We start from the raw sequence: 11,960 nt of genomic DNA on the forward strand, positions 1-11,960 counted from the left end.
ATGAGACGGCGTGGCCGTCAACGGGTGTAGAAGTAGATCTCCAGGTCGGCCGAGCCCGAGGGGCCCCTGCTCCAGAAGTCCCGCGTCGTCGCGTCGGTGAACATGTCCGGCTGCGCCTTCCGCAGGGCCTCGTTCACCTCCTGCGCGTATGCCTGGCCGTCACCGGGCTCAGGCGCCTGGCCGAAGGTCAGTACGAAGGCGGCTTCGCGTCCTTCGTAGCGGGTGGTGGCGGCACGGAGTTGTTTCACCATCCGCGTGGTGTCGCCGACCGCTGCGGCCAGATGGATCTTCACTGGCTTGCGCGCCACCGACCGCGGTCCCGTCGGCGTCGAACTCGGTTCTGGGGACGGCGTGGCGTCGGCCGACTTCGAGGCACTGGCGCTGGCCTGCGCGGCGAGGGGATCACCGCGGTCTCCCATGGACACCAGGGCGAGCACGAGCAGCATGTCGGCGAAGAGCCACCCGGCCAGGTGGAGCGGTGTGAACCGGAAACGCCTCTTCAGTGGGCTCACCGGCCCGGTCCGATCCCGGCCCGCAGCTTCTCGGCCTGATGCAGTTCGCTCTCCGCGCGCCGTTGGGCTGCCTCGGCACCCGCGCGTGCCGTCTCCGCTTCGCTGCGTGCCGTCTCTGCTTGGCCCCGTGCAGCCTCCGTCTCGCGGAGCGCCCATTCCAGGGCGTCGGTGACCGCGACGAAGCGGTCCGTCGCATCCTGGACGGCCCGGCTACGGGCCTCGATGCCGAGCAGGGCCTCCCGCGACGCCTCGGCGGCCTCACCGGTTCGGTCGGCCACCGTGCCGAGGTCGTCGAGCAGGCGGCCGTTGACGTCCGCCACGACTTCGACGCCGGTGGTGAACCCGCGCTGGGAAGCGGCCAGCACGGTCAGCGACTCCTCGACCTGCTGCGCCGCGTCCGACAGCGCGCCGCGAACGCGGTCACCGTTGTCGCCGACCGCCGTCTCCAGCCGGTCCGCCGCACGGGCCAGAACGTCACGCATGTCGTCGCCGGCCGTCCTCAGATCTTCCAACGCCTTGTCCAGGACACCGGTCTGCCCACTGACGGCATCGGCCAGTCGGCGGCCCGCCTGTGTCAACGGGTCGTCCAAGCCCTGGACGGCGGCCTGAATGGCGGTGCCACTGTCCCGGACGGTCTCCTCGATCCGCAGTACCACCTGCTCGATCGGCCGTACGTATGCCTCCGCTTGGGCGAGGCGCTGCTCCGCCTTCTCCGCGGCCTCGCCCACCAGTTCGGCGGCTCGACTGAGCGCCTCCTGAGTGGTGATGGCCTTGGTGTGCATCCGCTGCAGCCGACCGGCCGCCGAGTTGAGCTCCGCCGCGAAGCGCTGGGGCGAGGCGAACCGGTGCTCGTTGAGCGAGAGCTGAGCACGCGTGAGGACCGGGACCAGTCGGGCCAGAGCCGCACGGGCTCGCCCGCGCGCCTGCTCCTCGCGGCGTTCCGCGCCGGTACGACGGTAGCCGTGCACGGCCGTGAGGACGAACAGCATCACCAGGGCCAGGCACCCGCCCACGGCGACGTGGCCGAAGCGGAACGTCTCGTTCAGGTGCCCGTCGAACCCGGACTGCCACAGCTGCAGGAACGGTCGGCCGGCGGCCTTGGGGTCGTCCCCGGTGAGTGCCCCGTAGGCACTCGACGCCTGCCACAGGCCGAACCACGTGAAGAGCAGAGGCAGGAAGACCAGGGCGCCCAGCACCCAGTCCAGCACCGAGTCGAGTCGTTCACCCCGACCGGTGCCCACCGGTTCGGCGATGCTCTCGGGCCGGGCGAAGTGGGTCATCAGGTCAAGATCGGCCCATGCGTCGAGGGCGTCCACATCGGGGGAGTCGAGCGCCTGTGCCAGTGCGCGCAGTTCTTCCGCGCGAGGGGCAAGCGCAGGGGCCTGCGCTGCGTTCTCGAGGTGACGTGCGGTCACCCCTTTGTCTAGTTGTGTCCCGGTTAACATTCCCCACCCTTGCCCGGCGATGCCGGGACTTTGTACAGGTCCGAGCGCGACGGGGCAGGGCGATGGCCTGCCGCGTACATCCCTGCCGCGCATGCAAAGCGACGGAGGCCTTCACATCTCCTTCACCAGTCAAGCAATAATAAACGACAAACGCATGGTGCTGACGGCGTGGCGCGGGGCAGTTGTGCGGGCCGTTGATGTATAGGGGGTGCTCATTGAGCGGCGACGGTAGGCGGCGGACGGTCATCGACCTGATCGGAGGGTCAGTCACCGGCATGGGAACGCGGTCGCGGTGGGGGTCGTCGGCACGTCCCTTGGACCTCACCAAGCAGGCACCTCGCGCCGAGATCACGGGCCGAGGCGTTCTTCAGCTGAACCTCAACTGGTCGGTCACGGCCGAGGCCGACCTCGACCTCGGCTGCCTGGTGCTCACCCGCGACGGAGCGGGCGCAGCGGTACAACCGCTCGGCGCGCAGTTCGGCGACCTCGACGCCTGGCCCTACGTCAGCCTCGACCAGGACGACCGGACCGGCGAGACCTCGGACGGCGAGACCCTCCGCATCAGCCTCGAGCACCGGCACCGGTTCGCCAAACTGCTCGCCTACGTGTACCTCTACGAAGGCGCGGCCGACTTCCGCAGCCTCGGAGGCGTCGTCACCGTCAGCGCGTCGAACGGCACCTGGCGCATCCACCTGGACGATTCCCCGGCCGGAGCCACCTCCTGTGCCATCGCCCTGCTCACCCCGGGGCAGGGCACCGCCACCCTCGACCTGCGGCGCGAGGTCCGCTGGTTCACCGCCGAGCCGTTCCTGTCGAACCAGCAACTCATCGACCGTGCCTACGGCTTCGGCTTCGACTGGGTGCCGGGCACCAAGCCGCCCCTGTAGACCTGTAGGCGGGCGCAGTCGGGAGCCGGCTCGCGGCCTTGCCGTGCCGCCCGTCAGGAGTAGGACCAGCGCCATGCGTTCGAGCTGTACCTGCACGTGATCCGGGTGCCGCCCGCGGTCGTCGTCGTGGCCCCGTGGTCACTGTTCCGGCAGTACTGCCCCGCCTGGTAGCAGTTGCCCGCGTTGGAGGTGATGGAGCAGGTCCCGGAGCCGCTGTCGCTGCTGTTGCCGGTGCTGCCGCTGGTGCCGGATCCGGCGGCGGCCCGGGCGGTCTTGGTGACGGTGACGGTCGGGCCGGGTGTGGTGACCTTCTTGGTCTTGGTGACCGTGGGGGCGGGTTCCGGCTCGGCGGTGACGGTCGCCGTCGCCGTCGCCGTGGTCGTCACGGTCGGCACGGGCTTGGCGGCCAGGGCCTGGGCGGCGTCCACCTCGCCCTGTGCGGACTGGGTGCCGCCGATCGCCCCCAGAGCGAACAGGGCGGCGCCGACGGCCCACAGTCTCTTGCGCTTGCGCAGCGGCCGTATGTCGGACGGACTCTGCGGGTGGTTCTGAGGATTCACGGTTTCTCCCGGGGACGGTGAGCGGAGGTGGGTGTACGGCAGTTGAAGGCACATGGGTGCGGCCGGGCTGGTCACGCCGTTGCGAACTGGAGCATGAAGCATGCCCGTTGATAATGTCAACAAGCTATTCTTTGCAGGCGCGTGTACGATCGTCGGTGTGGACCGTCAGGAGTGAACAGTGGTCACGGGGAGCAGGACACCGGGGAGCACATGACTCATCAGCGCGGTCTGCGGGAAAGGACGTTGTCCGCCGGACAGCCGTCCGCAGCGTCGGGAGGTGCGCCGTGCCGGTGACCCCGTCCACCGGGCCCGCTTCCGGCGGAGACCGTTTCGAGAAGAAAGCAGGCTGCCTTGGCCGACGAGAAGGGCCAGCGAAGGAAGCTCCGGAGGCTTGAGTCCCGGCTGCGGGGGATGATGCTCGGCCTTGCGCTCGGGGACACGGTGGGAACGGCTCGGGGCAAGCCGCCGACCAACGGTCCGTTGCGGGCCGGTGTCAGCACACAACTCGCCTGTTTCACCGCCGAGGGCATCATCCGCGCGATGGTGCGCATGAAGCACAAAGGAATCTGCCATCCGCCGTCGGTGGTCCTGCACGCCTACTGCCGGTGGGCGGCGCTGCAAGGCGTCGAAGCGGAGAGGATGCGGCGCCGCTGGGCCTCCGGGACCAAAGCGGAGTGGCCGGACGGCTGGCTCGCGGGTGTGCCCGTACTGGCCGAGCGACGGGGCAGCACACCGGCGACCGTGGCCGCCCTGTCCCGGATCGACGAACGCGGCGAGTGGACGGCCACTCGAAGCCGAGGCTGTCACGCCCTGACACGGGCCCTCCCGATCTCGGCGATCGGGAAGGAAGGAGCCGCACTGGCCGGCGAGACCGCGGCTCTCACACACGGTGACGCAGCAGCGCAGTCCGCCACCGTCCGGGCGACCGCGCTGCTCCATCACTGCCTGACCGACTCCCCTGAGGAAGCCCATCGTCCCGTCACCACCGACCAGCCGGTACGGGAGACCCTGCGAACAGGTATCGCCGCGCTCCCGCCACCGGGCCGCGGCGACGTCGGAGACGAGCACGACCACCTCGTGACGGTGTTCCGGCACGCCGTCGACCAGCCCGCGGACGCGGGGCTGCTCGCGCGGCTCGCACCGGACGCCACCGCCCCTTCGGCGTTGTACGGCGGCCTCTACGCCGCAGCGTCCTTCCCCGACCGAGCCGGCTTCGGAGCCGCACTGCAGTTCGCGGCGGGAGCGCCGGACGGCGACTCGGTCGCCTGTGTGACGGGTGCGCTGCTCGGTGCCGTGCACGGGATCGAGGCACTGCCCGTGGATCTGGTGAGCCGTCACGAACTGTCATGGGTGCTCGACACCTTGGCGCGTGACCTGCTGATCCAGATTCTCGACTCGCCCAGCGGAAGCGAGTACGTCAAGGGCTGGGACTTGCACTGGTGGAGCCGTTATCCCGGCTGGTGACTTCTGCTGGTCGTGGACGACGCCGCCTGCCGGATCGAGGGCGAGGAGGAGGCCCGCTGGGTCTTCGCGTATCCGGACGTCTTCCAGGTGTTCGACCGTGAGGACACGCAGCTGCGCCTGGAACCGCTGCTCCGGCAGTGCGTGGCGCTCGACGTGTGACGTCGCGCCGGATACGGAGCCCGGGGCCCCGTCCGTGCCCTGTCCGCCGTTTTCCGCCCCCGCGAGAGGGGGGAAGCAGCGGACAGGCCGGTCACAGGCTCATGACGACCACACGGTCCCCGCACAGCTTGCGCAGGTCGTCCTCGTCGGAGGTGAAGACGGTGACCGGCCCCGGCTGTCGCAGGGCGACGGCGGCCAGGGCCGCGTCGATGGCGTACTTGTGGCCGTGGAGGCCGGTTTCCTTGAGCAACTCGACGGCATCCTTGGCGATGTCCTCGGTCACCGGCTCGACGTGGATCCGGGAGAGCGCCCAGTGCCAGGCCGGAAGGGAGGTCCGCACGTCGTACGCTTCGATCAAGGTCATGGACGTGGTCATCACGCGGATGCCGGAGAGGTGGGCCGCTTTGAGGCGCCCCTTCATCGCGGTGGCCCCCCGCACGGTCTGGGACAGACCCTCGGAGTCGAGCAAGTAGGCGATGCTGTTCTTCACGCGACGTGCCGCTCCTGCCCGGCCTGCTGCTGCTCGGTGACACGCTTCGCACGAGCCCTCTCCGCATGAGCGTGCTCGATCTCCTTGCGTTCGGCTTCGGCTGCGGCCAGCTCCTCCTCGGTGACAGGGCCGTATTCCGTCTCCAGCCAGTCGACGAGTTCGCCGAGCCGGTCCTGCTCCCGCCGACGCTCTATGGCCTGCGTGACATAGCGGCTGAACCCGCCGGGGCCCACCTCTGCCCGGATGGCCTCGGCAAGCTCCTCGGGGAGCGTGACGGTGTACTTCTTGGTTGCCATACCATCGACCATACCGCTCGCGTTCCTGAGGGGAGACCCGAACGACGGCGGCCTCACCCCATCGAGTACATCGGTGAACATGACGGTGCTCAGCACGCGCACTCGGCCCACACGGTCTTGCCGCCGGGCGGATACGACTCAGTGCCCCAGCGGTCGGCCAGGGCGGTGACGATGAGCAGGCCCCGGCCCGACTCGTCGTCCGGCGGCGTGACGACGTCCGTCACGGGGGAGGGGAGCCGGTCCCCGCGAGCGTCCGTGACCGCGATGCGGAGGAGGCCGGCAGTCGGGTCGTGGGTGAGGGTGAGACGGAAGTCGCGGCCCTGAACCCGGCTGTGCAGCGCCGCGTTGGCGGCGAGCTCCGCGACGATCTGCTCCGCGCGGTCGGTGACGCCGGGTGACGTCTGCCAGGTGCGCAACTGCTCGTAGGCGAGCAGTCGGGCGAGGCGAGCCCCGCGGCGGGTGGACGACAACTGCTGCGTGAACGTCCGCACGGCGGCGGGGAGCTGGGGGGTGGTTGTGCTCATGGGACCACGGTGGCGGGTGCGCGGGGGTGCGTTCCAGCGGCGCGGTCCGTACGCTGCGTCACCGTACAGACGCGCGCTGTGGACGGTGCGAGGGATGGACGATCACGCTGGGTGCGGATCGGAGGTGGCTGGAAGCGGTGCGCGTGCCCGGCCGGACGCGCTCGTGACGAGCGTCGTCCTGCCGGGCAACACGCGACCCGTGGCGGTCGGTTGCCGGGCTCGACAGGAGAGTGCGCCGCATGCCCAGGACCGCGCAGTTGCGTACGTACAGCGTTCGTGAAGGGCTGCTCGACGAGCGGGTCGAGCGGTGGCGCAGCAGAGCTGCCGAGTACGAGCGCGTGGGCGAGGCTGCGGACGTACGGCTCGCCGCAATGGGGGCCCGGCTGTTCGTCGTGCGAAGTCGGGATCCTGGCTTTCCTTGGTCACTGTCCTTGGCGCCACCAGCGAGGCCTGGGCGGTTCGCTCACCAGACGCCTTCGATGACCTCGTCGAGGACGAGATTCCACTGGGACTGGTCGTCCTCGAAGGGGGTCGCGTCAAAGGCGTGAATGCGTGCGCGCAGGTCCTCCACTTGCTCGTCGATGTCGGCCTGGTCGTCGCGTTGGCGTTCCTCGAATTCCTTGAAGAGGTTCAGGGCGTGGACGAGGGATTCGACGTCTCGATGGAGCTGGGTGTAGGTGTTCAGAGGCTCCCCCTCGCCGAAGGCGTACACCTTTCCGGTGAGGGGGGCGAGGGCGATGACGGAGGCCGTGAAGTAGCCGAGGACGAGCCATGGGTGACATTCTTCGGGCAGGGTTCCGTCGTCAGGGGTGAACCACTCGGTCAGGAGGATCGACTCTTCCTGACCGACGCTCGCCTTGGACTTGAACGTCTCGTCGTGCGGGAGGCCGACCTGGCTGAGGAAGTCCGCGGTTCGGGTGTCGAGTTGGTTGTCGGGGGATTCGTAGCGGGGGAAGTACACGACGCCGGTCAGGCCGAAGATGTTGAGGAGTTCGGCCGGCGTGACAGCGAAGCTCATGCGGGGACCTTTGGGTGTTGCGCGGATGGAGTGAACCGCCCCGGACCTCCGGACCGGCGGGCGCCGACCTGCCGGTCGGCGGGGCGCTCCGCCGGCCCTGGAAGACCATGGTCTTCCAGGGCCGGCGTGGCGGGCCGGCGTCCGGTCGCCGAGTCATCGGTCACCTGGGCCGGACGGGCCCTTCGCTGCGGGGCGGCACGTGGCTGCGCCCCGACCGCGTGACGGTCACCGACGCGCGGCGGACCATGAGGGTGGAGCGGCCGAAGCATCACCCCGTCTGTGGCCCGAGGCGGCCCGTGCGCCGTCGGTCAGGACGTCGGTGTCCCGTAGACGCCGATCTCGTAGAGGGAGTAGCCCCAGGTCGTCTTCCGCTCGAGGCCCTGCACGCGGACGTAGCGCACGGCCTCGTCGGCGGTGAGCCGGACGACGTCGTTGCCGCAGGCGTCCGGGCGCTGCGTGGACACCGTCCGCCAGTTCACACCGTCCTGGGAGGTCTGGACGGCGTACTCCGTCGCGCAGGCGTTCTCCCAGGCGAGGGTCACCGCCGCGACCTTCGTGGGAGCGGCGAGTTCGACCTGCACCCACTCGTCGTTCGAGTAGCCCGAGGCCCAACGGGTGTCCATCCGGCCGTCGTTGACGTGCCGGGCGGTCAGCCGGTCGAGGTTCTGCTCCACGCTGGACGCGGACGCCTTCCCCTTCGGGGCCAGGTTCTCCCCGCCGCCCGCGGAGTCCCACAACCTCAGGCGCACATCGGCCTGTACGAGGAAGGCGTCGAGCACGCCGTCACCGACCTTGGGCTGGGCCTTGCCCCAGGAGTTGCGCGGCGGATCGACCCGAACGGCGCGGGCCCGCTGCTGCAGGCCGTCGGACTCGGCCAGCAGCCGGTCCGAGGTCTCCTTGTCCTCGGACTGCCGCGCCGCGAGCGCGTCGAGCATCGTCACCATCGCCCCGCCCCACAGCTCGGTGGCGTCCAGCCAGGGTGCCGCGTCGACGGTGAAGCCCTTCTCCACGGCTCCGCCGCGGATGGTGTTCGGGGCCTCCTCGATGGCGGTCGCGTAGCCGCGCAGTGCCTTGACGGCCCCGGCGCGGTCCCCTTCGTCCCACGTCTTCCAGAACTCCGCCACGCGCCCGGCGAGTTCGGGAGCCTGTGGCTGCCAGGGCGTGGCGCCGAAGGTCGGGGCCATGTGCTGGAGGTCGCCGAAAACGAGCAGGGCGTCGGTGGCCTCGCGGTCGCCGTCGGCGAGGTAGGACATGGCGCGCGGCCAGCTCTTCCGCGCGTCGTACGCCCGGTCGTTCCAGGTGAAGTCCGCGGTGCCGAAGACGGCGACCTTGCTGGCGTAGGGCTGGTTCATGGGGTTGGCGACGATGCCGGAGAGGTGGTCGGACAGGCCGGCCTCACGCTTGTCGTACGGCGCGAGCAGCAGCCGTCCGCTGGTGTTGCCGAAGTCGTTGACCGGGTAGTTGTCCCAGACGAAGACCTTGCGGCCGAAGAGCTTCGACACCTGGTCGGCCTCGTCGTTGGTGATCTTCGGCGGGACGACGTCCGTGCCGGTCCACATCACCACGACCGCCGGGTCCAGGGTGTCCCGCATGGCCTGCTTGTACGCGGTGTCGGTGAGGTCGCCGTACTCGGTGGGCACCGTCTGCAGCGGCCGGGCGCCCTCGTGGGTGGCGATGAAGTCGCGCTGTACGTCGTTGAGCAGGTCGACCTGTGCCCTGGCGGCCGCTCCGCGACCGGGTTCGCCGTAGGCCGCCCGATCGCTTTCGCAGTTCCAGCGGGTGTAACTGATGTCGTCGAGCGGAATGGAGAAGGCGCGGGTTCCCAGGTCGTACAGCGCCTGGAGCTTGGCCTCGAGGGCCTTGCGGTCGGCGGGATCGGAGTAGCAGATCGACTCCCCGGGGGACACGGCGAAGGTGAAGCGCACGTGGTTCTCCGTGGCCCGGTTCACCAGTTCGCCCAACTCGGCCAGCTTGTCCGCCGGGTAGGGCTCGCGCCACTTGCCCCGGTGGTACGGGTCGTCCTTGGGGGCGTAGACGTAGGTGTTGGCCTTGACGTCCCCGTAGAAGTCCATCTGGTCGAGGCGCTCGGCGTGTGTCCAGGGCTGGCCGTAGAAGCCCTCGATGGTGCCCCGCAGCGGCATCGACGGGAAGTCACTGACCCGCACGCCCGCCACCTTCCAGCCGTCGTCGTCGGCGCGGACGAACAGCTGGCGCAGGGTCTGCACGGCGTAGAACTGGCCCGCGGCGTCCTTGCCGCCGAGGGCGATCCCGGCCCCGCCGGACGGGGTCTTCGAGACGCGCAGGGCGTAGCCCTCGGCACGGTCCGGGACCGCCGTGTCCCCGAGCGCCGCCGCGATGTCGGGCCGGGTCGCCGGACCGAGCCGTACGGTGAGCAGGCCGGCGGCGGCCCCGGGGACCTTGCCGGGGGCGACGACGTCCACCCGGTCGGCGCCGTGCGCCTTCAACTCCCGGACGAGACGGTCCCGGGCGGCGGGGTCCGTGTCCTCACCGGCCACGACGAGCACCCTGCCGGTCACGACGGCGTCGCCACCGGCGCGGGTGAGGGACTGCGGGGTCGGCGAGACCGGCGGTACGGCACCGGCCGCGCGGGGGGCGGCATTCGGTACTGCGGCGGCCGGTAGTGCCTGGAAAGCCATAGTGCTTGCGAGTGCGAAGCACATGCTGGTCGCCGTCATCACGTTTGTGCGTCTTCCCACTGCAACTCCCCTTCGTGGTCTGGACCAACAAGTGGCCTCGTTCTGCTCAGGATGAGTGAGTGAAGGGGGAGAGGTAAGGCGTATGGGGTCTAGACCTCTCTGTGCTCCGCCTTTACTCTGGCCAACGTTCAACTCCTGCATGGGGTGCGGCGGCGCCAACTGGGGTTGGGCCGGCGCCCCCGGATCCGGCTTCACCTCATACGACTACAGCGCGGCGATAGCAGAGAACCAGTGGATCGCCCCCAAACTCGCCGCCCACGAGGAGTTCGGCTGCCTCCAGAAGGAACGCGTGACGTGCTTCTTGAACCAACCCGCCCCGTACGCTGCGTCAGCGTACGGGCACGTTCGGTGGGCTTTGCGAATTCGTTTTGGCCACTCTGGCGTTCTCGGGGAGAGGGACCTGGCGTGTGAGCACTTGGAGGTGGGCCGCGAATGACGACCGATCACGTGGAACCGGCGGCGCCGGGCGGTGAGTGCGAGCGGGAACCGGATCCGTCGGACAGTCTGCGGACGTTCGGGGCCGTCGTGCAGGCGTTGCGCGAGCATGCGGGGCTGAGCAGGGTGCAGTTCGGGGAGCTGGTCCGGTTCTCCAAGCACACGGTGGAGTCAGTGGAGTTGGGGCGGCGGATGCCGGATGCGTCGTTCGTGGAGCGGGCGGAGGAGGCGCTGGGCAACACGGGGGCGCTGCGGCACTCGGCGCGGTTTCTGACAAGGGGGGAGGCGGGGCTGGCGGCGTGGTTCCGGCAGTGGGCTCGGCTGGAGCGTACGGCGGTGAGCCTGTGTACGTATGAATGTCGGCTGATTCCAGGGCTGTTGCAGTCGGAAGGGTACGTACGGGCTCTCTGTGAGAACGAGATTCCACCCCTCTCGGACGACGTTTTGGAGACCACCGTGCAGGTGCGCATGGAGCGTCAGCAACTGCTCCGCGAACGGCCCGACACGACGTTCGACTTCGTCATCGAAGAAGCTGTGTTCATGCGCCGCTTGGGAGGAGCGCAAGTCACAGCAAAGCAGCTCGACCTCATCCTTGAGCTCGGCCTTCTGCGCAACGTCACCGTTCAGGTCATGCCTGCGAACAGCGAGCAGCATGCGTGCCTTTCGGGGCCTGTACGACTGCTGGAGATGCCGGACGGTCGCTGGCGGGCGTACTCCGAGGGCCAGGAGAACGGCCGCCTGATCGCTGGCCCGAAAGAGGTGAGCCGCATCCACATGCGCTATGCAAGACTGCGCTCGCAGGCACTTTCCCCGAAGGACTCCATGAGCCTGCTGGTGCGGATCAGAGGAGCGTTATGAACACGTCCGAACTCGGTTGGTTCAAGTCCAGCTACAGCAGCGCACAGGGCGACGACTGCGTGGAGGTCGCCGTCACTGAACAGGCCATCCATGTACGGGACTCCAAGGATGTGACGCGCCCTCACTTCACGGTCGTGCGTGAGGAATGGACGCGGTTCGTGGGGTTCGTGGCGGAGGTCTGACCGGTGCGCGCGGTGGCGTGCTCAGAAGATCTTGCAGAGCGTCAACGCGCGCATGCCGACAACGCCCAGTGACCCGAGAACGGAGTTGCGCCCACGTAGATGGTGTCCCACTGCGAGGTCCCGACCGGGCAGGTGCCGGAGCTGATGAGCAGGCCGCCGGAGAGATCGGGGCCCGTCGTACTCGCGTCCGGTTTGCCGAGGGCAGTAGGTTCGGCAGAGGGGCCAGGCTCTCCCTGGGCACCCCTGGCGCTGCGCTCGCTTTGCAGACCCTGCTCGCCCTGGGGTCCCCTGCGACCCGCGTGCCCCTTTTGGTCCCGCCGGGCCCCGTGCGCCGGTCGGGCCGGTTGCGACGAAGTAGGCGCCGGCCACCGCTCCTGCCGCGCCGGACAGGGTGACGACGGCCGCGGTGGCGG

At 69.5% G+C, this 11,960-nt stretch carries 14 protein-coding genes; 6 read left to right on the forward strand and 8 right to left on the reverse strand.

The window, feature by feature from the left end; translation table 11 throughout:
* Positions 1 to 17: 17 nt before the first annotated feature.
* Positions 18 to 512: a hypothetical protein gene (locus JL475_RS27600; RefSeq protein ID WP_307825177.1), complete on the reverse strand. Its 495-nt coding sequence runs from the start codon at positions 510 to 512 to the stop codon at positions 18 to 20.
* Positions 509 to 1,927, reverse strand: coding sequence for a hypothetical protein (locus tag JL475_RS27605; protein ID WP_307825178.1), 1,419 nt, complete (start codon positions 1,925 to 1,927; stop codon positions 509 to 511). The genes JL475_RS27600 and JL475_RS27605 overlap by 4 nt, the downstream gene beginning before the upstream one ends.
* A 344-nt stretch (positions 1,928 to 2,271) precedes the next feature.
* Between JL475_RS27605 and JL475_RS27610 the strand changes: the two genes are divergently transcribed.
* A complete protein-coding gene (locus JL475_RS27610; protein ID WP_202280674.1) occupies positions 2,272 to 2,844 on the forward strand; it encodes a tellurium resistance protein in 573 nt (190 codons plus the stop codon).
* A 53-nt stretch (positions 2,845 to 2,897) separates the two neighbouring features.
* Here JL475_RS27610 and JL475_RS27615 read toward each other — a convergent pair whose 3' ends face one another.
* Positions 2,898 to 3,404, reverse strand: a complete 507-nt coding sequence (locus JL475_RS27615) for a hypothetical protein (RefSeq protein ID WP_202280675.1) — start codon at positions 3,402 to 3,404, stop codon at positions 2,898 to 2,900.
* A 351-nt stretch (positions 3,405 to 3,755) separates the two neighbouring features.
* Between JL475_RS27615 and JL475_RS27620 the strand changes: the two genes are divergently transcribed.
* Complete coding sequence (locus JL475_RS27620) at positions 3,756 to 4,868, forward strand: ADP-ribosylglycohydrolase family protein (protein ID WP_202280676.1); 1,113 nt, start codon at positions 3,756 to 3,758, stop codon at positions 4,866 to 4,868.
* 12 nt (positions 4,869 to 4,880) lie between these two features.
* A complete protein-coding gene (locus JL475_RS27625; protein WP_202280677.1) occupies positions 4,881 to 5,027 on the forward strand; it encodes a hypothetical protein in 147 nt (48 codons plus the stop codon).
* A 91-nt stretch (positions 5,028 to 5,118) separates the two neighbouring features.
* Here JL475_RS27625 and JL475_RS27630 read toward each other — a convergent pair whose 3' ends face one another.
* The 5 genes from JL475_RS27630 to JL475_RS27650 all read right to left on the reverse strand — a co-directional run bounded on the left by JL475_RS27630 (position 5,119) and on the right by JL475_RS27650 (position 10,012).
* Complete coding sequence (locus tag JL475_RS27630) at positions 5,119 to 5,517, reverse strand: PIN domain-containing protein (protein WP_202280678.1); 399 nt, start codon at positions 5,515 to 5,517, stop codon at positions 5,119 to 5,121.
* On the reverse strand, positions 5,514 to 5,813 hold the full coding sequence (locus JL475_RS27635; RefSeq protein WP_202280679.1) for a hypothetical protein: 300 nt from the start codon (positions 5,811 to 5,813) through the stop codon (positions 5,514 to 5,516). Before JL475_RS27635 ends, JL475_RS27630 begins: the two co-directional genes overlap by 4 nt.
* A gap of 89 nt (positions 5,814 to 5,902) precedes the next feature.
* Positions 5,903 to 6,337: an ATP-binding protein gene (locus JL475_RS27640; RefSeq protein ID WP_202280680.1), complete on the reverse strand. Its 435-nt coding sequence runs from the start codon at positions 6,335 to 6,337 to the stop codon at positions 5,903 to 5,905.
* 463 nt (positions 6,338 to 6,800) lie between these two features.
* Positions 6,801 to 7,355: an SUKH-4 family immunity protein gene (locus tag JL475_RS27645; RefSeq protein WP_202280681.1), complete on the reverse strand. Its 555-nt coding sequence runs from the start codon at positions 7,353 to 7,355 to the stop codon at positions 6,801 to 6,803.
* Positions 7,356 to 7,663: 308 nt separating this feature from the next.
* The gene (locus tag JL475_RS27650) at positions 7,664 to 10,012 is read right to left on the reverse strand and encodes a beta-N-acetylglucosaminidase domain-containing protein (protein ID WP_237408459.1); all 2,349 of its coding nucleotides are present in this window, start codon (positions 10,010 to 10,012) and stop codon (positions 7,664 to 7,666) included.
* 199 nt (positions 10,013 to 10,211) lie between these two features.
* On the opposite strand from JL475_RS27650, the gene JL475_RS27655 reads away from it, so the two are divergent.
* The 3 genes from JL475_RS27655 to JL475_RS27665 are packed head-to-tail and all read left to right on the forward strand — an operon-like array spanning position 10,212 to position 11,547.
* Positions 10,212 to 10,508 (forward strand): beta-galactosidase, encoded by a 297-nt coding sequence (locus JL475_RS27655; RefSeq protein ID WP_237408477.1) that lies wholly within the window; start codon positions 10,212 to 10,214, stop codon positions 10,506 to 10,508.
* Positions 10,505 to 11,365 (forward strand): helix-turn-helix transcriptional regulator, encoded by an 861-nt coding sequence (locus JL475_RS27660; RefSeq protein ID WP_202280683.1) that lies wholly within the window; start codon positions 10,505 to 10,507, stop codon positions 11,363 to 11,365. The genes JL475_RS27655 and JL475_RS27660 overlap by 4 nt, the downstream gene beginning before the upstream one ends.
* Positions 11,362 to 11,547, forward strand: a complete 186-nt coding sequence (locus JL475_RS27665) for a DUF397 domain-containing protein (protein ID WP_202280684.1) — start codon at positions 11,362 to 11,364, stop codon at positions 11,545 to 11,547. Before JL475_RS27660 ends, JL475_RS27665 begins: the two co-directional genes overlap by 4 nt.
* The last annotated feature ends 413 nt before the right edge of the window (positions 11,548 to 11,960 follow it).

The sequence above is a fragment of the Streptomyces sp. M2CJ-2 genome (assembly GCF_016757295.1).
In the GTDB taxonomy this organism is placed as follows: domain Bacteria; phylum Actinomycetota; class Actinomycetes; order Streptomycetales; family Streptomycetaceae; genus Streptomyces.

What these genes read in the sequence shown, in the direction of transcription:
- JL475_RS27635 (WP_202280679.1), bottom strand. Translation starts at nt 5,813, where the DNA reads ATGGCAACCAAGAAGTACACCGTCACGCTCCCCGAGGAGCTTGCCGAG.
- JL475_RS27640 (WP_202280680.1), bottom strand. Translation starts at nt 6,337, where the DNA reads ATGAGCACAACCACCCCCCAGCTCCCCGCCGCCGTGCGGACGTTCACG.
- JL475_RS27645 (WP_202280681.1), bottom strand. Translation starts at nt 7,355, where the DNA reads ATGAGCTTCGCTGTCACGCCGGCCGAACTCCTCAACATCTTCGGCCTG.
- JL475_RS27650 (WP_237408459.1), bottom strand. Translation starts at nt 10,012, where the DNA reads ATGGCTTTCCAGGCACTACCGGCCGCCGCAGTACCGAATGCCGCCCCC.
- JL475_RS27655 (WP_237408477.1), top strand. Translation starts at nt 10,212, where the DNA reads ATGGGGTGCGGCGGCGCCAACTGGGGTTGGGCCGGCGCCCCCGGATCC.
- JL475_RS27660 (WP_202280683.1), top strand. Translation starts at nt 10,505, where the DNA reads ATGACGACCGATCACGTGGAACCGGCGGCGCCGGGCGGTGAGTGCGAG.
- JL475_RS27665 (WP_202280684.1), top strand. Translation starts at nt 11,362, where the DNA reads ATGAACACGTCCGAACTCGGTTGGTTCAAGTCCAGCTACAGCAGCGCA.